This window comes from Fructilactobacillus sp. X7R7C1, from assembly GCF_059901065.1.
Map to the genome: position 1 here is coordinate 113,321 of NZ_JBWXVF010000004.1, position 18,800 is coordinate 132,120.

Sequence of the window (18,800 nt, forward strand, 5' to 3'; positions counted from 1 at the left end):
ATAATTATTTAACCGCTTGAACTTGACCTTCAGCATTCTTTTCAAATTTCATGTTTTTAACTTGAATGTATCCGATCTGCTTGACTAATTTCTGTTGAACATGATCTGAAAGCATGTAATCAATAAATTTTTTGGTGGTTCCAGTGGGCTTGCCCTTGGTATACATGTGTTCATACGACCAGATTTTCCAATTGTTATGTTCTACGTTGGGGTCGGTTGGTTGCACCTTATCGATGGAAATACTTTGCGTTTTATTGTTTAAATATGGAAACGAGAGGTAACTAACCGCACCGGGAGTCGATGAGACAATCTGTTGCACCGTTCCGTTTGAGTCTTGTTGCTGAGCGTTGATGGCTTTTTTGCCCTTTAAAACGGATTGTTCAAAGGTCATCCGGGTTCCACTTCCCTCGACCCGGTTAATCACCACGATCTTGACGTTATTTCCGCCGACCTGCTTCCAATTGGTGACTTTACCAGTGAAGATTTGTTCAAGTTGTTTCATTGAGAGATTTTTCACTCCCACTTTTTTATTGGCAACCGGGGCAATTCCAACAACGGCAACCTTATGATCAACTAAATCTTTAGCAGTAACACCTGGTTGTTGGGAAGCAAAGACATCTGAATTACCAACATTGACGGCTCCCTGTTGGATTTGGCTTAGGCCAGTTCCAGATCCACCACCCTGGACGTTAATGTTAACTTTCGGGTTACTAACCTGATACTCTCGACTCGCTTGCTCGACCAGTGGTTGAAGTGCCGTGGAGCCAACGGCGGTAATCTTATTACCGTTTTTGGCCTTGGTGGAAGATGATGATCCGCACGCGGCGAGTCCCAGCGCCAGCAGTCCACACGTTAATATCAATGCAACCTTTTTCTTTTTGCCTAATGACATGGACGAAATCTCCTTTGGTTTAAATGGACATTATTTTGTTTACGAACCAAGTATATAAGGTGAATGTAAATGTTAAGTAAATTTTACGGGCTTTTTATGTAAATGTTTAGTAAAGCCAAAAAGACCCCCCTTCAAGTACTATTGAAGGGGGTCTTAAATAACGGTGTTATTAAAAACAAACTAAATGGACAGCCATGCCATCCATCCCGGGTAGAAGAAGTCGTAGAGGTTGTTACACAGCATGATGGCCTCTTGCTCGTTATACCGATGTTTCAAAATGTCACAAAAAGTAGCATAAAACGAGAACACGTGAAAATGCAGTTCCTGGTAGTTAAACTTAAAGCTAACAGTGATGATGTTACGTTCTTGCATGATCCCAATGGAGTTAGCAATTTTTTGGGTAAAGTATTTCGTTAGCATTTCGGCTAGATTGTCGTACTTCGACCCCTCTGATTTAAAAAGAATTAATTCCTTATACTTCGGATTAGCGTAAAGGGTGTGGATGATTGGATTCATATTCAAAATGTTTTGTTTCCACACCGTTTGAACGCTGGCTGGACTGATTTTAGCCATTCCCTGATTAAACTGATTCTCATATTCGTCTTTTAATTGCTTGATAAAGGGATCAAGAATTTCATCTAGAATCGCATCCTTTGATTCAAAGTGTTTGTAAAAGGAACCGGTTGTCCGGTTAGCGTTTCGGCAAATTTCACGAATCTTTGTCTTATCAAACCCGTTTTTTAGAAAGGCCTTAAACCCGGCCTCTAGTAATAGGGAATGGGTTTTATCCTGGTTACGAACGTTTGCCATGAAAATTCCTCCAGTGGATTGATTGCTCAATTTAAGATAACAGTATTATATTAAGTGAGTATTATTTGTTTAATGATGGTCAACTTAACTTCGGATGATGTTTCAAAGGAGAAAAACAATGATAAAAAAGTTTAAGTTAAGTATAACAGCAATTTTAATCTTATTTTGTGTCATCGTGCTAGTTGGTTGTGGCAAAAAATCAGGAGATGAACGGGCCAACCATAAGCTGAGAGTGGTTACCTCAACTAATTTTTATGGTCAAATTGCGAAAAATGTTTTGGGAAATCAGGGGAGCGTTCAGCCGATTATTAAGGGAAGCGGTGACCCACACGATTTTGATCCTTCAACGAGTGATGCGAATCAAGTTGCAAGAGCAGACGTGGTTGTTGAAAATGGCATTGGATACGACGATTGGATGAAAAAGCTGGTAAAGAATGGAAGTGATCAGACGTCGGTTGTCAACGTTTCAAAGGTGATGAACCGAAAAGATGGAGATAACGAGCACATTTGGTATGATCCTGACACCGTTAGTAAGCTCGTCTACCGACTGGCAGACGTCTATAGTGAAAAACAACCGAATCACAAACGTTATTTTCATGATAATGCCAAGCGGTATTTAAAAGAATATGAACCAGTTAAGCAGCAGGCGGAAAAGGCACGAGATAATCTGAACGATTACCAGTTAAATCGCAAGGTCGACGTCAGTGAACCGGTTTTCGATGATGCCCTTCAGTACATGGGATACAAGGTAAATGACCCTGATTTTGCCAATGCGACCGAGAAGGAGATTGACCCGTCACCTAAGAGTATTCAAAACATCAGGGATGATATCACTCACCATCGGATTGCTTTCTTTGTTGATAACACGCAGGCTGACAGTAAAATGGTCAAGAACCTCGTCAAATTAGCTAAGGATCATGATGTGCCGGTTGTAAAATTGACCGAAACGATTCCTGAAGATAAAAACTACTTGGAGTGGATGGATAATGCCTATCAGCAGGTGGTCAAAATTCAAAATAATGAAATGAAAAACAAATAAAATGACATCCAAGCCCGTTAATGGTTTGGATGTCATTTATTATGGTTTATTTAATTTCGCTTCAAATTCATAACCAAAGCCACGGATCGTTTTGATTAAGACGGGGTCTTTGGGATTAGGTTCAATCTTGTCCCTTAAATGGCTGATGTGCATTTCAAGCATCCGCGAGGACTGGTCAATGTAAAGATCGTTCCAAACGCCGTTTAGGATTTGTTCACGACTCAGGATCCGTTTAGGGTGAGTCAGAAAGTACTCTAAAAGCTTGAATTCCTTAGGCGTTAGTCGGAGCGAAGTACCATTTTTGGTAGCAACCTTCTGATCTAAATCAACGTCGATGTCAGAAAAGTGAAATCGTGGTTTGACCTTCTTATTTTTTTCCTGCTTTAGACTATTATTTTCGTCTTGGTAGAAACGGGCGCGATGTTTCATCCGGAGCATGACTTCGTCAGCGTTGTATGGTTGAATGATGTAGTCATCGATGCCAACTTTAAATAATTGATCAACGATGCCCTCGTCCTTTTTTTCTCCCAGAGCGAGAATTGGAAGTGAGGCCGTTTGGCGGATTTTAGGGATAAGTTCGATCAACTTTTGAGTTGCAACGGTACTTAGGTCCCAAATAATGGCCTGTTCTTCGTACTTTTGAATGGATGATAGTAAGCTTGAAACATCGTATAAATCGTCGACAAAGTACCCATTGTCATTAAAGGTTTGGTTGAAACTAAGTGCTAATGATAATTTTTCAGTCACTAAAACAATGTGATTCATGGCACCATCCCGATTAGAAATCACGCTTCTCTTTCTTCACTCATTATACAGTTTTATGGCTGATAATCGTAACTTTAACGTTTTCACGTAACTAAGCTACTTGGAATCAGAATGTCGGTTCTCTTTTTCCTGTCGTTTTTTGGCGCGATGAAGACTCACTAAGACGGTAATGATGGTTACCACTACGAAAACGACCACCATCATTATGATGAGCCAGATAAACGTGCTTAAATCCATGACGTCCCTTCCCTTCGTTAATGATTGGTTTTATTTTAACACGACCGAAAAGATTAAGTTTTAAGGAAATCACAAATTTATAACTTAATTGATTGTGATAAAATGACTAGGAAAGGGTTTGATGCATATCATGAATGATACAAACGACGCTAATACTACTAACTACTTAGATATCGTAAAAAGATTAGTTTTTGATGAAAAAATTGAATACTTGTTTTGGGGAGCCATGACCACCCTGGTTTACTTTGTCAGTCGATTCGTTTCGATGAAGATTTTTACCAGTGATTTTACCCCGGTCTTAATTGCCCAAGTTCTGTCGATTGCGTTTGCTTTTGTGGTGAACAAGTACTTTGTTTTTAACAGTGGAACGCAGTCCAAGACACTTCAGGCTCAGATCGTTAACTTTGTTTCGGGACGATTGTTTGTTTTAGTCCTCGACTTTTTGATGACTTACGTAATGATCGATAAGTTTCCGCAATTTTTCATTAAGATTTTATTTTTAGATCACTTAAACTATTCGGCTTGGTTGTTCCAACTTCCCGTTGTTCACGGGTTGATTGGGAGTCCCACGTTGTTTAACAGTTTTATCTGTGTGGTTGGAACACAAATCATGGCCATTGTGATTAATTACTTTGTTTCTAAGTACTTTGCTTTTAAATAAAATCAAAAAAGCATCCACTTTTTCTAGGTGGGTGCTATTTGTTTGCGATGTAATCCAAAATCTTGAATAAATCGCGATGGTTCTGTTTTGAAATTGGGTGGTTAATGATGGTGTTTTTAGACTGACTTAAAACGGACCCAGTAAGGTAAGGGTAGTCGTTAATTGCCATTTCGGTGACGTTGTCGTGGTTGGGTTCAAGGTGAAACTGGAGGCCAACGAGGTTATCCTTTACAAATCCCTGATTAACGAGTTGATCACTTGAGTACAATAACGAGGCACCATCTGGAATCTGAAACGTTTCCTCATGCCAGTGGAGCACTTCTAGTTGGTTGGATAATCCGGAGATGAGTTTTGTTTTTAAGTAGACGGGAGCAAACCCAACTTCCTTAGTGTGCGAGTCAAAGACGGAAGCTCCTAGAACTTTGGCCATTTGTTGGGCACCAAAGCAGGCGCCAAAGACTGGTTTTCTTTGGCTAATCACCCGTTTGATTAGTTCTCGTTCGGATTTGATCCAGTTTGTGTCGTCGTTGACGCTCATTGGGCCGCCTAAGATTACTAACATGTCGGTTGTAGCAGCGTCTGGTAGCACCTTAAACTGAGAAGGATGATAAACGAACATCTGGTAATGGTTGTGATGAATCCAGTCGGAGATTGCTCCGGGTCCCTCATCAGAAGTGTGTTGCAAAATACTTACTCTCATTATTGTTGTTCCTCTTGAATTGACCGTGATAATAAAAAAATAATGCCAAGTGGCATTATTTTAGTAAATTACATCATTCCGCCTTGCATACCGATCATGGCTGCAATGGCTGCGACGATCATCTTGAACAATCCCATTACGATGAATGCAACGATGATTCCAAAGGCAATTGTGAATGCCATTTGCATTGATGATTTCCAGGCTGCCTTGTCTCTACCACCGAGGAACTTGTAGAACAACCATGCTAGAGCGATTAGAATGATCAAAATCACAACTAATGCAATAATTGAAATGATTAAACTTTCTGTACCCATTAATTTTCACCTCACAAACATAAGATTATATATATTTAGCATGAACTTTTAGGGTTAAATGTGCAAACATATTACTTAATTTTGAAGGAATCTATAAGAATCTTAAAATATACTTACGGTAAGTCATTTTAGTAACTTTTTGGTGTCGACGGTGCTATCTTAGCAGTTGAAACATCATAAAAATATCAAGGGAGCTCTTCAAAGATGAAAATGAAGAAAACATTATTTACGTTAGCTGCCGTAGCTAGTGTGGGATTGGTACTTACTGGTTGTGGAGAAAGCAAGAGTAGTTCTAAGTCCAGTTCGTCATCAAATATGTCGAGTAGCAGTAGCGAAAAAACAATGAGTAAAAAAGACATGAAGGAAACCAAGGGCGATAAGTCAATGGACATGAATATGCCAATGAAGCATAAGATGAATCTTCCCACTGACTTAGCTGCCGCTAAAAATCCTAAGTTTAAGGTTGGTTCTGAAGTTAAACTATCAGCTAACCACATGAAAGGGATGAAAGGTGCTAAGGCTAAAGTTACCGGAGCATATGATTCACCACTTTATGTCATCGATTACAAGCCAACCGATGGTAAGGCTGAAGTTAAAAATCATGAGTTCGTTACAAAAGACCAACTTAAGGCTGATAAACAAGGTGCTACCTTGAAAAAGGGCGAAAAAGTCACCGTTGAAGCTGACCACATGCCCGGCATGAAAGGTGCTCAGGGGAAGATTGTTAAAGTTTGTGACGGTCCTGCCTATGCTGTAACCTTCAATCCAACTAATGGTGGCAAAGAATACGTTAACCATCAGTGGGTCAGCCAAACTGAAATGAAAAAATGCTAATTTAAATTAGTTCAAAAATACTAGGACATTGTCCTAGTATTTTTTTATTTTAGATGAAGTTGTAACCGATGGCACCAATTAAACCAATAATCGCGGCAATTAAATACCACGTAGTCTTCTTGTTTTTGCCGAACATGCCCCATAAGAGTTCATCAATAAAAACGATTAAGACCGTGATTAGTAAAATATTGAAGTGGGCGAACATGATGGCAATTACCAGGGCAATGCCACAGATGAGATCGTTAATGTTTCGTAGAACGTTGCGTTTGTTTTTCATTTTTTCTCCATTAATAGTAGTTTGAAGTTTAATCAGTGATACTAATCATATTACTTCAAATGAGTTTTAGATAACATCACCTGAAACCAAAAAAATTCCTTAGCCCATCCAAGCTAAGGAATTTCTTATAGGTACTGTGATTTTTTGAGTGCTTCTTGAAGAGCTTTAGGACAAACGTTAATGGTTTCGGTGACCTTTAAGTGGTTGTTACTAGCGGCCTCCACGATTTTGGCAATGTCATTAACAGCCATTTTACCCTCTAGGGCATAAGCAATGTGGACAGCAAATTCGTAAAAGTTATGAGAATCCTGCATCTCCATTTGCACGGTATTGTATAGTTTTTGATCATTTATAAAAACATCGTTTCCAGTACAATGAATCATAAGCACGCCTCCTTTATTATCTTATAATAATTATAATTAAATAAGTTGAATAATCAAATAATAGGATTATAGTTCATCAAAATTCACGAACACTGAGGAAATTGGTGAACGGGAATTGTTGAGTGACCGATATCCCGTGCCGCAATTAATTGATTTTTTTATTTATGTGCCTTAGCCCTTTGATTGAGCTAATCAGTATGTGATAATGTAAACGTAAGAAAATCTTAATATTTATTTAATTGGAGGAACTAGTATGAATGAATGTCCTAATTGTCATTTTAATAACAAGCCGGGCGCAAAGTTTTGTGTCAAGTGTGGAACTAAGTTGACTGGCAACAGTCAAACAAGCAGTAACAAGGTACATAATGAAGCAAAAAAGCAGCAACATCCCCGTAATTCACAGGCTGACGTTTCTAACGGATTAACCAGCATGTTTAATTATTTCATTGAATCAATTAAACATCCAGTCAAATATGAGGTTGTTAGTGAGAAGTATCTGGGATATATCTCGCTTGGAATCTTTGCCGTTTTGACCTGGCTAGTTTCGTTTATTTTAGCAATGAGAATGAAGAGTGGACTGGCCTCTGAATCAGTTCCATACTCACTTATTCATAAGATGGATGGCGTCATTAACACGAGTGTTATGGGACTAGGACTGATTATTGCCGTAATCGGTCTGTTAGCTTGGATTTTAGGCTATGTCGGAGTTCACTTCATTATGAACAACAATATGAGCCTTAGTGATTATACGAATGAGTACGGTAAATTTTTAAACGTTGGAATTATTTTACTGTTAGTGGGTTTGCTTCTATCAGCCGTGATGCCCGCTGGAATTTTATTTTTAATTGGTCTCTACGTGGTCGACTTGGCCATCACCATTTCGGGTTGGGCGTTAATTTATGAAATGCTCTTTTCTAAGAATTTTGGGTCGATTGATAGTTTCTATGTTTTATTGATTGTAACGGTTATCGTGGCAATCATTTCCGCTGTCCTAGTAGCTATTTTGGGTAATAGCCTGGGCTCTCAACTTCAAACGCTGACTCAAGAGATCATTAACAACTTTGCTGCTAACTTTGGGCAAGGATACTAGGAGGAGTCAAAATGAGTGAAGAAGCGTCTTTTTGTCCCAATTGTGGACACCGAATTAATGCAAATGATGAGTTCTGCCCCAATTGTGGGTATAAACTAACTCCTAATGGATCACCAAAAGGTCAAGCAGGACCAAGTCGCAAGACATCAGGGAGTCGGCCCCTGCGTCAGACAAGTAACGTTAATCGTCCGCGAAAGCAAAAGAAGATGAAACCACTTACTAAAGTGATTTGGGTAATTGTGGTGGTCTTGGTAGTGGTACTTATCGGTGGTTACTTCTTTGGAAAGAATTACTATTCAAAAGCTAATCAAGTCGACCGAGTCATCTCAGCAATTAAGAATGATCAGGAAAAGAATTTAGCCAATGTGTCGGAAACAAACGACCCGAACTTTAAGATTAGTGGGAAAGCGATGAAGCCAACCATTAATTATTATGCTAGTAATAAGGACCAGTTATCAAAGCTTAGGAGTCAGTTCATGCGCGATAACGATAATCCGGTGACCGACAACCTGCAATTTAAGCAGGAGGGTAACACCTGGTTAGTTTTCCCTAAGTATAAACTGATGGTCAAACCCGTTTATTCTAGTATTTCCACTAACCTGAATGGCGTCTCGTTGAGTGTGAACGGCAAGCAAATTACCAGCAACACGGGCAGTCAAAAGGCTAAGAAGATTGGGCCACTTGCACCAGGCCTTTATAACATTACCACTGCCGGAAAAGTCAATGGCCGTGAATTGCACAATAATGGTCAATTCGACTGGATTGATGGTGCCAGTTCAGCGTTTTTACCACTTCGAATTATCACCTTCACCGTAAAGGGGCAACCAGGATCAGACGTGTTGATTCAAAACAAGAAGGTTGGAACGATTGGTGACAATGGGAGCTTTAAGCTTTCTGACTACCCATTTAGTACGAACATGAACGTTCAAGTTCAGATGAAGGGCAAGTCCGGTAAATTAATTCAGAGTAAACCTTATAATTTAAAAGACAGTGATAATAACAACACGATTGAACCGAAGTTTGATGGGATTGCCACGAAAGATCAGGCTGATCAGGTCTTGAATCCGCTCTGGACTCAGGTGAGTGGTGCCGGTAACGACGTTGATATTTCCCATTTCTTTGACGGTGGAAATGGTAGTCCCGCTTGTCAGGATATGCTTAAGATGGTCAAAAGTTATAATGACAACGATAAAATTGAGTCATTTGAAACTAGTGAAAGGACCGAATCGGTAGCACCTTATGATAGTGGGGAGACGCAAGTCACTTATCAGGTTGATTATACTTTCGATAACAATGACGACGATGACAATAGTTCAGTTCGTCATCAGACCTTTGAGTACAATGCCATCTTGGTCAAAAATCCTGGCAGTGATGATTCTGATGATCTTCCGTTTATCATCAAGAGTAACCAGTCAGTTAAGAAAGTATCGGATAGTACCGATAACGATTAATAGTAATTTAGAAAAGAAACGAGCATTCTGTGCTACGTTTCTTTTTGTTTGGTGTATGTTATGATTTCCTCAATATTATAAAAGGATGGAAATTAGATTGACAGAAAAACGTAAATCACATAAATTCTTGGCCTTTTTACTCGTGTTGGAAATTATCATCGTGATTGTGGTCGGAGTTTCCGGGACAAAGTATTATTCAAAAAAAGCCAGTGGTGACCGCTTGGTGAATGCTCTGCGTAATCACGAACAAAAGCAGGTGATTGCTGGAATCAAAATTGACGGGCAAACGGGTACTCCAAGTGAAGAGGCCCTTCAACCCCTTGTTAACGATTTCGATCAAAATTCCGAAGCAGTTAATCGGCTCAAGATGCAGATTAACGGTGAGAAAGTGGCTGAAAACAACTTGGTTTATAAACAAACGGGGAAGAATTTCCTGGTATTTCCACGTTATCAACTGGTAGTTAAACCAATTGATCCTAAAATTAAGACCAATCTTTCAGAAGCCAACGTGACAATTGATGGAAACAAGGCAGGTAAAACGGATGGTAATGGGGAGCTGAACGTGAAGTCACTCATCCCGGGAGTTCATCAGATTGAGGCGACTGCCACGGCTGGTGGTAAACAGCTTAAGACTTCCGGTCAGTTTAGTCTGATGAAGTCATCTGATATGGCGCACCTGACGTTTAACGTGGTTTCGTTTGGGCTTCAAAGTGTCCCAAACGCCATCGTCTACGTTGACAATCATCCGGTTGCTCAAATTGGTGAAAACGGCAAGGCGAAGGTCAATAATTTACCCATTGGTGATGATTCATCAATCTGGGCCACTCTGAGTGTTGACGGCAAACCAATGAAAAGTGATGTTCAGTACCTCGGGATGAAGAATAATCACTCTGAGATCAAACTCCCGTTTAAAAAGCTCGTTGATAAAAAGGCAGCAACTGGTCTGCTTAAAGCCGTGTGGGAGCCACTGAACCATGATGTTTTTGACGAAAAGTCAGCTGATCAAGTTCAGTACGACCAAAACTTTGTTGGAGGAAAAAGTAACCCAGCCTATAATCAGATGATTACGATTGCGAAAAAGGATCATGAACCAGATGTTAAAAATCTTCAAATTAAGGTAAACGTTAAAAAGGTTACAAGTACTGGTGAGGGGAAAGCCACCGTTGACTTTGCGGTTCAAACTGATTCAACTAACGATCAGGGCCAAAAAGCGTCAAAAACGACCAATTATCGGGCTGATATTAAGCAAGATGTTAATAATCAACTCAAACTTAAGGGTCTGGATGAGGTTAAATAAAAAAGGAAACCAATTATGGCTCCTTTTAGTTGACGTTTGCTTTAATAAATTTGGCAATGATTTCGGCCATCATTTTGTAAGTAGTCGAATTAGGGTGAAGACGATGGTCATGCAGTCTTGTTCTATAATTATCGTCGTCGACAATGGTCGGTGCCACCTTACGCCAGTTTAGGTATGGAATGTTATTTTGGCGGTAGACGGTGGTTAAGCCGCAAAGGAGCTGTCCAAACGTGTAGTGGGCGAGTCCCTCAATGTTGTAGTTATCGGTGCCACCATCGAAGCGGTTCAATGGAAGGATTCCCAGAATTTGAATGGACGGATTTTCGATCTTGATTTGCTGGATGTTTTCATTTAACATCCTTTTAACGACTTCTAAAGTATCGTAGCGGTGAGCAAAATCGTTGGTACCGTAAAAGATCGTGGCGATGTCGTAGTCACCAAAATTGTTGTGGTTAACCTGATAGGTTAAGTCCAGCTCACAATTTCCGGTAATGGTACCGGCATTCTGGCCCGCGTTTTTGATGAAGTTAAATGGTAAAAATTGACCTAAATAATAGGGCCAATTGTGCACTAAATCTTTTTCTCCGTCAAAACCACGAGTTAACGAGTCACCTAATAATATGATGTTGTCTTCATTAATTGATTTCATTTTTTAAACCTCGGTTGTGAATTGTGATACTATCATTTTACTGCTAAGTCAATTGACATGGGCATTTTATTATTGCATTATAGAATATAATTAAATTTTATTAAGTCGCATGGGAGATGAAAACGTGAGTTATAAAAGGGTAATTGTTGTGGATTTAGCATCACTCGGATTACGCTCGGACAATGAAGCAGAACAACTTAATGCTTCAAGCGATAACATCCTTTCACACGTTTTGAATCAATCCTCAAAGTCAGATTTACCATCGCTTCGGCGGTTGGGCCTTTTTAACATCTTTTTTGATGGGGAGCGTTCTTCATCAGATGAAGTCAATCCCGAGGGCGCTTACGGATTAGTTCGAACTAATTCCGTTGTTAATCGACCCGCGTCCGGACTGCGAGAAATGTTTGATTGTGCCGTTAATTCACGTGTGTCAAGCGTCTTTGAAGAGGTTTATAAAGCGGAAAAAAGTTCCGTGATCATTTCCCGGTTTGTGGAATATCTTCAGGTTCAGGACTTTTCCAGACGGATTCAGGTACCCGATAATACCTCTGCTTTTGTTGAATTAAATCATCAGCTGGAAAAGGTTCGGAGCGGTTTTATTTACGTTCAAGTTCCAGATCTTCAGACCTCCGCTATGGAAGGTAATTTGGATCAATTCTCTTCAGAACTAAGGAAAGTTGATGTCATGTTATCAGAATTGATGGATTCTTTAGAGGATGATGACTTGTTGATTGTTACCTCAAGTCGGGTTGGTGATTCACAAACCCAGGATGGATTATCGACTTACAAGATTTTACCAGTAATGTTGTATGATAACCAATCAACTGATCGCCACATTGAAGATGTTAATAAAGTAAGTGTGATTGGCGGAACGGTTCTAGATGGATTAGGAATCCTTGATCGAGTAAAACGACCATCAATAAGTTTACTTCCATACTTAAAAAAAGAGACAGCTTAGGCCGTCTCTTTTTTGATTGCTTTTAAGCTGAAGCAGCTAATTCAATTATGCGTGTGGTAAACTTGACTAATAACGACGGATTTAAAACGGAGGGATATTATGCAAAAAATTATTATGGACATGGACCCAGGAATTGATGATGCAGCAGCTTTGTCAGTGGCACTCAATGAGCCAAAACTGGATGTGGACTTGGTGACCACCGTCGCTGGAAACGTAACGGTTGATAAAACGACGATTAATGCCCTTAAAATTATTAATTTTTTTCATGATGGTGAGCGGGTCAAAGTCGCTAGTGGGGCCGCAAATCCCTTAATAAAGCCGTTTGAAGATGCAGCTCGGATTCATGGTGAATCTGGGATGCGTGGTTATGATTTTACGGGTGAACTGCCAGAGCCATTGAAAATGACCGCGGTGAAAGCCCTTCATGACCACATTATGGACAGTGAAGAACCAGTCACGTTGGTCGCAACGGGATCTTATACCAACGTTGCTCTCCTACTGTCTGAATATCCAGAAGTAAAAGCCAAGTTAGTGCGGATTGTTGCCATGGGCGGAGCACTTGGACGTGGTAACATGACCAGTGCCGCTGAGTTTAACGTCTTTACTGACCCTGATGCGGCCAAAATAATGTATCAAAGTGGTGTTTCAATTGTGATGATTGGACTTGATGTGACCAAGAAGGCTCTTCTTACTAACGAAACTTTAGCTGAAATTAAGAAAATGAATCGAGCGGGAGAGATGCTCTCTGCCATTATCACTAGTGATGGGGATCAAAGTAATGCAGGCGTGGCCATGCACGATGTTAATACGATTTTCTACCTGTTACACCCAGAATTACTTACTACTGAAGAGATGTGGATTGATATTCAAACTAGTGGACCCGCCAATGGCGCCACCGTTGGTGATATTCGTGGTGCTTATCATCATGGTCAAACCAATGCTAAGGTTGCCGTTGACATTGACGCCCAAGCGTTTAATGACTGGTTTGAGTCTGAAGTTCAAAAGATGCCAGATTAAACGGAACGGGGTAAATTTCTCGGTGACTTTTTTCCTTTTTTTGGTAACGAAATCTTTAAATTTTCGTTATAATGAATAAAGGGTCTAATTTAAATTGGTTTAACTTTAATTAGTTTCCAATTGTTTGTTTTACATAGGAGAAGTAAATGAATCCAGAACAATTTAAAGCGGCATTGTTAAAACACAATGTCTCACTATCGGACTTTCAAGTAGAACAGTTTAAAAAGTACTACGAACTCTTAGTGTCCTATAATCAAAAGGTGAATTTGACGACCATCGTTGAACGTGACGACGTGTATTTAAAGCACTTTTACGATTCACTTACTCCCGTTTTTTACATACCAGAGCTTAGAGAATCAAGGTCAATTGTAGACGTTGGTGCGGGGGCAGGGTTTCCGTCAATCCCACTTAAGATTATTAATCCCGATTTAGGGGTCACCATCGTGGACTCACTTAATAAGCGGATTGTTTTTTTGAAACAACTAGTTAGTGAACTGGGATTGACTGACGTGCGCCTTGTTCATGCTCGTGCCGAGGAATTTGGTGGAAAGCGGTCAAATGATCGCGAACAATTTGATTTTGCAACCGCACGGGCACTGGCGCGGTTGAGTGTGATGTCTGAGTTGTGCCTCCCACTGGTTAAGATCGGCGGCAAGTTAATTGCGTTAAAGGCCGCTAGGGCTCCTGAAGAACTGAAGGGAGCTCAGAAGGCAATTACAACTTTAGGTGGTAAAGTCGAAAGTGACTTTGAGTTTAAATTACCGGAAAACGATGAAGTAAGAAATATAATTGTCATTGATAAAGTCACCAAGACACCAAAGAAGTATCCAAGAAAAGCTGGAACTCCAAATAAGGATCCGATCAAGTAAGAAGGAGGGAACAACATGGGAACCGTTATATCGCTTGCAAATCAAAAGGGTGGCGTTGGTAAGACCACGACTGCTGTTAATCTGGGGGCTGACCTAGCCACAAAGGGCAAGAAAGTCCTGCTGGTTGATGCCGATGCCCAGGGAAATGCCACTAGTGGCGTTGGTCTTAGTAAGCAAAAAATTAATAAAGATATTTATGATGTTTTAGTTAATGAAGAGCCGATCGAAGACGTTATTCTACATTCAGCTCATCAAAATCTCGATATTGTTCCTGCTACCATTCAATTATCTGGAGCAGAGATTGAGTTGACCCCCATGATGGCGCGTGAGACTCGATTGAAAACGGCACTTGAGAGTGTCTCTGACAAGTACGATTACATTTTAATTGATTGCCCACCTTCCTTAGGATTAATCACGATTAACGCTTTTACTGCCAGTGATTCGATTTTGATCCCGGTTCAGTCTGAGTATTACGCCTTAGAGGGACTGAGCCAATTACTTAATACCATTGGTTTGGTACAGAAACACTTTAATCCCAACCTCAAGATTGAGGGAGTGTTATTGACTATGTTTGATTCCCGTACTAATCTTGGAGCACAAGTCAATGGTGAGGTTAGAAAGTTTTTTAAGGATAAGGTGTACACCACCGTCATCCCCAGAAACGTTCGTTTATCGGAAGCTCCCAGTCATGGACTGCCGATCATTGACTATGATGCCAAATCAAAAGGTGCCAAAGTATACATGGAATTGACAAAGGAAGTGTTAGCTGCCCATGACCAACAAAAATAGTAAGGGATTAGGACGTGGAATTGAAGCATTGTTTAAGGACAATGACGTTAATAGTAATGACGAAGCAGTTGTTGATCTTGACCTAACCGAAATTTCGCCTAATCCTTATCAACCAAGAAAGAAATTTGATCAGAAGGCTCTTGACGATTTAACCCAGTCCATTAAAGAATCAGGAGTTTTTCAGCCAATTATTGTGCGCCACGATGTTGATAATCATAATTACCAGATTATTGCTGGTGAACGTCGATTTCGGGCATCTAAAGCTGCTGGGAAGGCCAAAATTCCAGCAATCATTCGTGATGCTACCGAAGAGCAAATGATGGAAATCGCTGTAATGGAAAACTTGCAGCGTGAGGACCTTAATCCACTAGAAGAAGCTCAAGCGTACGATACTTTAATGACGAAACTGAATTTAACGCAAGCACAAGTTTCAGAACGCTTAGGCAAGAGCCGCCCTTACATTGCCAATTATCTTCGTTTGCTGGGGTTGCCACAATCCGTTAAGGATATGCTGCAAAAAAAGCAACTTTCAATGGGGCAGGCCCGGGCCCTTTTATCAGTCAAAGAAAAATCACAACTTTTGAATTTAGCTGCTAAGGCTAAGGATGAAACCCTCACGGTTAGACAGTTAGAAAAGTTAATTGCCAAGGCTAATAAGGCTCACTCAACCAAGAGTAAACGACCAGTGAAAAAGTCCAAGTCTCCCTACATTAAGGAGAGCGAGGACCAGCTTCAAGATAAATTTGGAACTAAAGTTTTGATTAATGAGACCAATTCTAAGCTTGGTAAGGGACAAATCCAGATTGATTACATGTCAAACGAAGATTTGAACCGAATTTTAGACCTATTGGATATTCATCTCGACTAGGGAGGATATTTTTATGTATGAAATGCATGATATCGTTGAAATGAAGAAACAGCATCCCTGCGGCACCAATCGATGGGAAATCATTCGAATGGGTGCTGACATTAAGGTTCAGTGCATGGGATGTGGTCACATTGTGATGATCAGTCGACGACAATTTGAGAAACGTTTGAAGAAAATACTAGAAAAACACGAAGAAATTAATTAAAAGAGGTAAGCAGGATGTCTTTAACAGCGGGAATCGTTGGGTTGCCGAACGTTGGTAAGTCAACACTTTTTAATGCCATTACAAAAGCTGGTGCTGAAATGGCTAACTATCCTTTCGCAACGATTGATCCAAACGTAGGAATGGTAGAAGTGCCAGATAAACGGCTGGACCGGATTCAGGAGTTAATCCCGGCTAAAAAGGTGGTACCAACTACTTTTGAATTTACCGATATTGCGGGGATTGTAAAGGGTGCTAGTAAAGGTGAAGGGCTTGGAAACAAGTTTCTTGAAAACATTCGTCAAGTGGACGCCATTGTCCACGTCGTTCGGGCTTTTGATGATGACAATATCACCTCAGTTACGGGAACCGTTGACCCCATTGGCGATATTGAAACGATCAACGTCGAACTTGGAATTGCTGATTTAGATGCCGTTGATAAACGAATTGGAAAAGTTCAAAGAGCAGCAAAGGGCTCAGATGAAGCCAAGGAAGAACTGGATGTTTTAAACAAGATTAAACCGGTGCTTGAAGATGGCGGAGCTGTCCGCGATATTGATTTTGATGAAGACGAGCAGAAGATCGTTAAGGGATTGTTTCTTTTGACTTCTAAACCCGTTTTGTATGTCGCTAACATCAGCGAAGAATCGATGGCGGATCCAGAAAGTGACAAGTACTTTAAAATGGTTAAAGACTATGCTCAAAAACACGGTGCGCAGGCAATTGGAATTGCGGCAGAAACCGAGCAGGAAATCGCTGAACTAGGTGATGATGATAAAGCTGACTTTCTTGAGGCTGAGGGGGTTAGTGAGCCTGGTCTAAATAAGTTGATTCGTGCTTCATACAAATTACTTGGACTGGAAACCTTCTTTACTGCAGGTGGCAAAGAGACCAAAGCCTGGACCTTTAAAAAGGGCACTAAAGCACCTCAAGCCGCTGGAATTATCCATTCTGATTTTGAACGGGGCTTTATTCGAGCTGAGATTATGTCCTTTGAAGACCTAGATAAATACGGAAGTGAAAATGCCGTTAAAGAGGCCGGGAAATTGCGGGTTGAAGGTAAGGATTACGTCATGCATGATGGAGACATTGCAGAATTTAGGTTCAACGTCTAGGAGGAAATTATGAGCGAGGAAGATAATCGAAAACGAAATGCTAAAGCAAAACAGCATCAATATCACTCAAACACTAAGATTGCTGAACGAGAACAATTTGATCACGTTGGTTTGACCAAGAGAAATGCTGAATACATGTATAAATTTAAGCAGGAACTTTCGGAAACCAAATTGGAACCAGAAAAACAAGCTGCTCAAATCAGTACGATGGTAAATGAACTAAAAAAGGCCCAAAAGAGTGGGGTGACCGCAAAGAATCTGTATGGAACGGTTTCTCAAAAGGTGCAAGTCACGGTTCATCCACCAAAGAAACCCCAAAAGATGACGCCCATCACCTACGTGATTGATGCCACGTACAACTTTTTGTGGTTTTTGGTTCTGTTCTGTTTCTTGTACGCAGCCATGTTCTTCATTAATTCCTCGCAAGCATCAAAAGGTGGTGTAATGGGAATTACTGGAATCTTCGTTTCCTCGATTGTTGCTGGTGCGGGGATGCCACTTATGACCAACTTGTTTGCTCCGGGAGTAAAACATAAATATAATGGCATCATTCGAGCTTTGATGATGGTCCTATTGTTCGCCATTTGGATGCTAGTCTTCTTTGGTGGAACGTATATTCCAAGAGTGATTAACCCGATTACCAGTCCGATTGTTGATGCAGTGATTGGTGTAATTGGAATTGCGGGAATTTTGTACATGCGTCATCGTTTCCCAATTACCAATGGACTATTTACCGGGAACCGAAATTAATTAATGAATCGTGGATCAACTGGTCTACGATTTTTTTGATGTGAAAGTTTAAATGTTTATAATATTAAAACAATTTTGGTTAATCTCTGTTTTCAATCTGATAAACTGAAAGAAAACAGTGAATTCGAGGTAATTAAAATGAAAATTTTAGTTGTTGATGACGATAAAGAAATCGCACAATTATTAGAAATCTACATTAAAAACGAAGGTTACGAACCAATCTCAGCCTATAACGGTAGTGATGCCCTCTCACTTTTACGTACTGAACCAGACATCGGCTTGGTAATTTTAGACATCATGATGCCGGAAATGAGTGGGATTGATGTTATTAAAGAGATTCGCAAAGATTCCCAGATTCCGATCATTGTGTTGTCCGCTAAAACGGCTGATATGGATAAAATTCAGGGATTGGTTTCTGGAGCTGATGATTACGTCACCAAGCCATTTAACCCATTGGAAATCATGGCACGGGTTCGTTCCCTGCTTAGAAGAAGTCAAAACGATGTCACTAAGGACAAGCCTGACATTTTAAACGTGGGTCCACTGACTATCAATAAGGATTCACACGAAGTTAAGACGGAAGACGGCAAAGAAATCCAGTTAACCGCTCTGGAATTTGGTATTTTGTACCTTCTTGCCAGCCATCCTAACCGGGTCTTTTCAGCTGATGAGATTTTTGAGCGCGTTTGGAAACAAGAAAGTATCATTTCAGCTAAAACCGTCATGGTCCACGTCAGTCATTTACGTGACAAGATTGAAGAAGCCACTGGCGGTGAAAAAGTGATTCAAACCGTTTGGGGCGTCGGCTACAAAGTGGAAGCATAAATAATAAG

At 40.4% G+C, this 18,800-nt stretch carries 24 protein-coding genes; 15 read left to right on the forward strand and 9 right to left on the reverse strand.

The features are described from left to right. Window positions 1-4: 4 nt before the first annotated feature. Both AC6UDC_RS06460 and AC6UDC_RS06465 read right to left on the reverse strand, forming a co-directional pair. Window positions 5-892, reverse strand: coding sequence for a phosphate ABC transporter substrate-binding protein PstS family protein (locus tag AC6UDC_RS06460; protein WP_500694044.1), 888 nt, complete (start codon window positions 890-892; stop codon window positions 5-7). 180 nt (window positions 893-1,072) lie between these two features. After that, window positions 1,073-1,702 (reverse strand): TetR/AcrR family transcriptional regulator, encoded by a 630-nt coding sequence (locus AC6UDC_RS06465; RefSeq protein WP_500701247.1) that lies wholly within the window; start codon window positions 1,700-1,702, stop codon window positions 1,073-1,075. Window positions 1,703-1,820: 118 nt separating this feature from the next. Between AC6UDC_RS06465 and AC6UDC_RS06470 the strand changes: the two genes are divergently transcribed. Further along, window positions 1,821-2,741 (forward strand): metal ABC transporter solute-binding protein, Zn/Mn family, encoded by a 921-nt coding sequence (locus AC6UDC_RS06470; RefSeq protein WP_500721852.1) that lies wholly within the window; start codon window positions 1,821-1,823, stop codon window positions 2,739-2,741. A 39-nt stretch (window positions 2,742-2,780) separates the two neighbouring features. Here the strand turns inward: AC6UDC_RS06470 and AC6UDC_RS06475 are convergent, their stop codons facing one another. Both AC6UDC_RS06475 and AC6UDC_RS06480 read right to left on the reverse strand, forming a co-directional pair. Then, window positions 2,781-3,506: a response regulator transcription factor gene (locus AC6UDC_RS06475; RefSeq protein WP_500721856.1), complete on the reverse strand. Its 726-nt coding sequence runs from the start codon at window positions 3,504-3,506 to the stop codon at window positions 2,781-2,783. 96 nt (window positions 3,507-3,602) lie between these two features. Beyond that, window positions 3,603-3,743 carry a hypothetical protein gene (locus AC6UDC_RS06480; RefSeq protein ID WP_500721859.1) on the reverse strand — a complete coding sequence of 47 codons (141 nt, stop codon included), beginning with the start codon at window positions 3,741-3,743 and terminating at the stop codon, window positions 3,603-3,605. 121 nt (window positions 3,744-3,864) lie between these two features. Between AC6UDC_RS06480 and AC6UDC_RS06485 the strand changes: the two genes are divergently transcribed. Beyond that, the gene (locus AC6UDC_RS06485) at window positions 3,865-4,404 is read left to right on the forward strand and encodes a GtrA family protein (protein ID WP_500694039.1); all 540 of its coding nucleotides are present in this window, start codon (window positions 3,865-3,867) and stop codon (window positions 4,402-4,404) included. Window positions 4,405-4,438: 34 nt separating this feature from the next. Here AC6UDC_RS06485 and AC6UDC_RS06490 read toward each other — a convergent pair whose 3' ends face one another. Both AC6UDC_RS06490 and AC6UDC_RS06495 read right to left on the reverse strand, forming a co-directional pair. Next, complete coding sequence (locus AC6UDC_RS06490; RefSeq protein WP_500707441.1) at window positions 4,439-5,104, reverse strand: type 1 glutamine amidotransferase; 666 nt, start codon at window positions 5,102-5,104, stop codon at window positions 4,439-4,441. Between the two features lie 68 nt (window positions 5,105-5,172). Continuing rightward, a complete protein-coding gene (locus tag AC6UDC_RS06495) occupies window positions 5,173-5,418 on the reverse strand; it encodes a hypothetical protein (RefSeq protein ID WP_500721862.1) in 246 nt (81 codons plus the stop codon). 204 nt (window positions 5,419-5,622) lie between these two features. Here AC6UDC_RS06495 and AC6UDC_RS06500 point away from each other — a divergent pair, with 204 nt between their 5' ends. Beyond that, window positions 5,623-6,252 carry a YdhK family protein gene (locus AC6UDC_RS06500; RefSeq protein WP_500721864.1) on the forward strand — a complete coding sequence of 210 codons (630 nt, stop codon included), beginning with the start codon at window positions 5,623-5,625 and terminating at the stop codon, window positions 6,250-6,252. 49 nt (window positions 6,253-6,301) lie between these two features. Here AC6UDC_RS06500 and AC6UDC_RS06505 read toward each other — a convergent pair whose 3' ends face one another. Both AC6UDC_RS06505 and AC6UDC_RS06510 read right to left on the reverse strand, forming a co-directional pair. Further along, on the reverse strand, window positions 6,302-6,529 hold the full coding sequence (locus AC6UDC_RS06505; protein ID WP_500694035.1) for a hypothetical protein: 228 nt from the start codon (window positions 6,527-6,529) through the stop codon (window positions 6,302-6,304). A 125-nt stretch (window positions 6,530-6,654) separates the two neighbouring features. Continuing rightward, window positions 6,655-6,912, reverse strand: coding sequence for a hypothetical protein (locus AC6UDC_RS06510; RefSeq protein ID WP_500694034.1), 258 nt, complete (start codon window positions 6,910-6,912; stop codon window positions 6,655-6,657). Window positions 6,913-7,165: 253 nt separating this feature from the next. Here AC6UDC_RS06510 and AC6UDC_RS06515 point away from each other — a divergent pair, with 253 nt between their 5' ends. From AC6UDC_RS06515 to AC6UDC_RS06525, 3 genes are all read left to right on the forward strand, one after another. Next, window positions 7,166-8,002, forward strand: a complete 837-nt coding sequence (locus AC6UDC_RS06515; protein ID WP_500721865.1) for a DUF6574 domain-containing protein — start codon at window positions 7,166-7,168, stop codon at window positions 8,000-8,002. Window positions 8,003-8,013: 11 nt separating this feature from the next. Then, window positions 8,014-9,453 (forward strand): zinc ribbon domain-containing protein, encoded by a 1,440-nt coding sequence (locus AC6UDC_RS06520; protein WP_500721868.1) that lies wholly within the window; start codon window positions 8,014-8,016, stop codon window positions 9,451-9,453. A 97-nt stretch (window positions 9,454-9,550) separates the two neighbouring features. Further along, a complete protein-coding gene (locus AC6UDC_RS06525; protein ID WP_500721871.1) occupies window positions 9,551-10,750 on the forward strand; it encodes a zinc ribbon domain-containing protein in 1,200 nt (399 codons plus the stop codon). 25 nt (window positions 10,751-10,775) lie between these two features. Here the strand turns inward: AC6UDC_RS06525 and AC6UDC_RS06530 are convergent, their stop codons facing one another. Continuing rightward, window positions 10,776-11,399 (reverse strand): SGNH/GDSL hydrolase family protein, encoded by a 624-nt coding sequence (locus AC6UDC_RS06530; protein WP_500721874.1) that lies wholly within the window; start codon window positions 11,397-11,399, stop codon window positions 10,776-10,778. A gap of 124 nt (window positions 11,400-11,523) precedes the next feature. Between AC6UDC_RS06530 and AC6UDC_RS06535 the strand changes: the two genes are divergently transcribed. The 9 genes from AC6UDC_RS06535 to croR all read left to right on the forward strand — a co-directional run bounded on the left by AC6UDC_RS06535 (window position 11,524) and on the right by croR (window position 18,792). Further along, a complete protein-coding gene (locus AC6UDC_RS06535; protein ID WP_500721876.1) occupies window positions 11,524-12,357 on the forward strand; it encodes an alkaline phosphatase family protein in 834 nt (277 codons plus the stop codon). Between the two features lie 99 nt (window positions 12,358-12,456). Continuing rightward, on the forward strand, window positions 12,457-13,374 hold the full coding sequence (rihC, locus tag AC6UDC_RS06540) for a ribonucleoside hydrolase RihC (protein WP_500721878.1): 918 nt from the start codon (window positions 12,457-12,459) through the stop codon (window positions 13,372-13,374). Between the two features lie 146 nt (window positions 13,375-13,520). Further along, a complete protein-coding gene (gene rsmG / locus AC6UDC_RS06545; protein WP_500721880.1) occupies window positions 13,521-14,243 on the forward strand; it encodes a 16S rRNA (guanine(527)-N(7))-methyltransferase RsmG in 723 nt (240 codons plus the stop codon). Window positions 14,244-14,258: 15 nt separating this feature from the next. Then, window positions 14,259-15,032, forward strand: a complete 774-nt coding sequence (locus AC6UDC_RS06550) for a ParA family protein (RefSeq protein WP_500694026.1) — start codon at window positions 14,259-14,261, stop codon at window positions 15,030-15,032. Then, window positions 15,016-15,900 (forward strand): ParB/RepB/Spo0J family partition protein, encoded by an 885-nt coding sequence (locus tag AC6UDC_RS06555; protein ID WP_500699623.1) that lies wholly within the window; start codon window positions 15,016-15,018, stop codon window positions 15,898-15,900. Before AC6UDC_RS06550 ends, AC6UDC_RS06555 begins: the two co-directional genes overlap by 17 nt. 13 nt (window positions 15,901-15,913) lie before the next feature. Next, window positions 15,914-16,105, forward strand: a complete 192-nt coding sequence (locus AC6UDC_RS06560) for a DUF951 domain-containing protein (RefSeq protein WP_500721882.1) — start codon at window positions 15,914-15,916, stop codon at window positions 16,103-16,105. A gap of 14 nt (window positions 16,106-16,119) precedes the next feature. Continuing rightward, window positions 16,120-17,217, forward strand: a complete 1,098-nt coding sequence (gene ychF, locus AC6UDC_RS06565) for a redox-regulated ATPase YchF (RefSeq protein WP_500695788.1) — start codon at window positions 16,120-16,122, stop codon at window positions 17,215-17,217. A gap of 9 nt (window positions 17,218-17,226) precedes the next feature. After that, window positions 17,227-17,967: a DUF1129 family protein gene (locus AC6UDC_RS06570; protein ID WP_500721884.1), complete on the forward strand. Its 741-nt coding sequence runs from the start codon at window positions 17,227-17,229 to the stop codon at window positions 17,965-17,967. Between the two features lie 138 nt (window positions 17,968-18,105). Further along, on the forward strand, window positions 18,106-18,792 hold the full coding sequence (gene croR, locus AC6UDC_RS06575) for a response regulator transcription factor CroR (protein WP_500694021.1): 687 nt from the start codon (window positions 18,106-18,108) through the stop codon (window positions 18,790-18,792). Window positions 18,793-18,800: the final 8 nt, after the last annotated feature.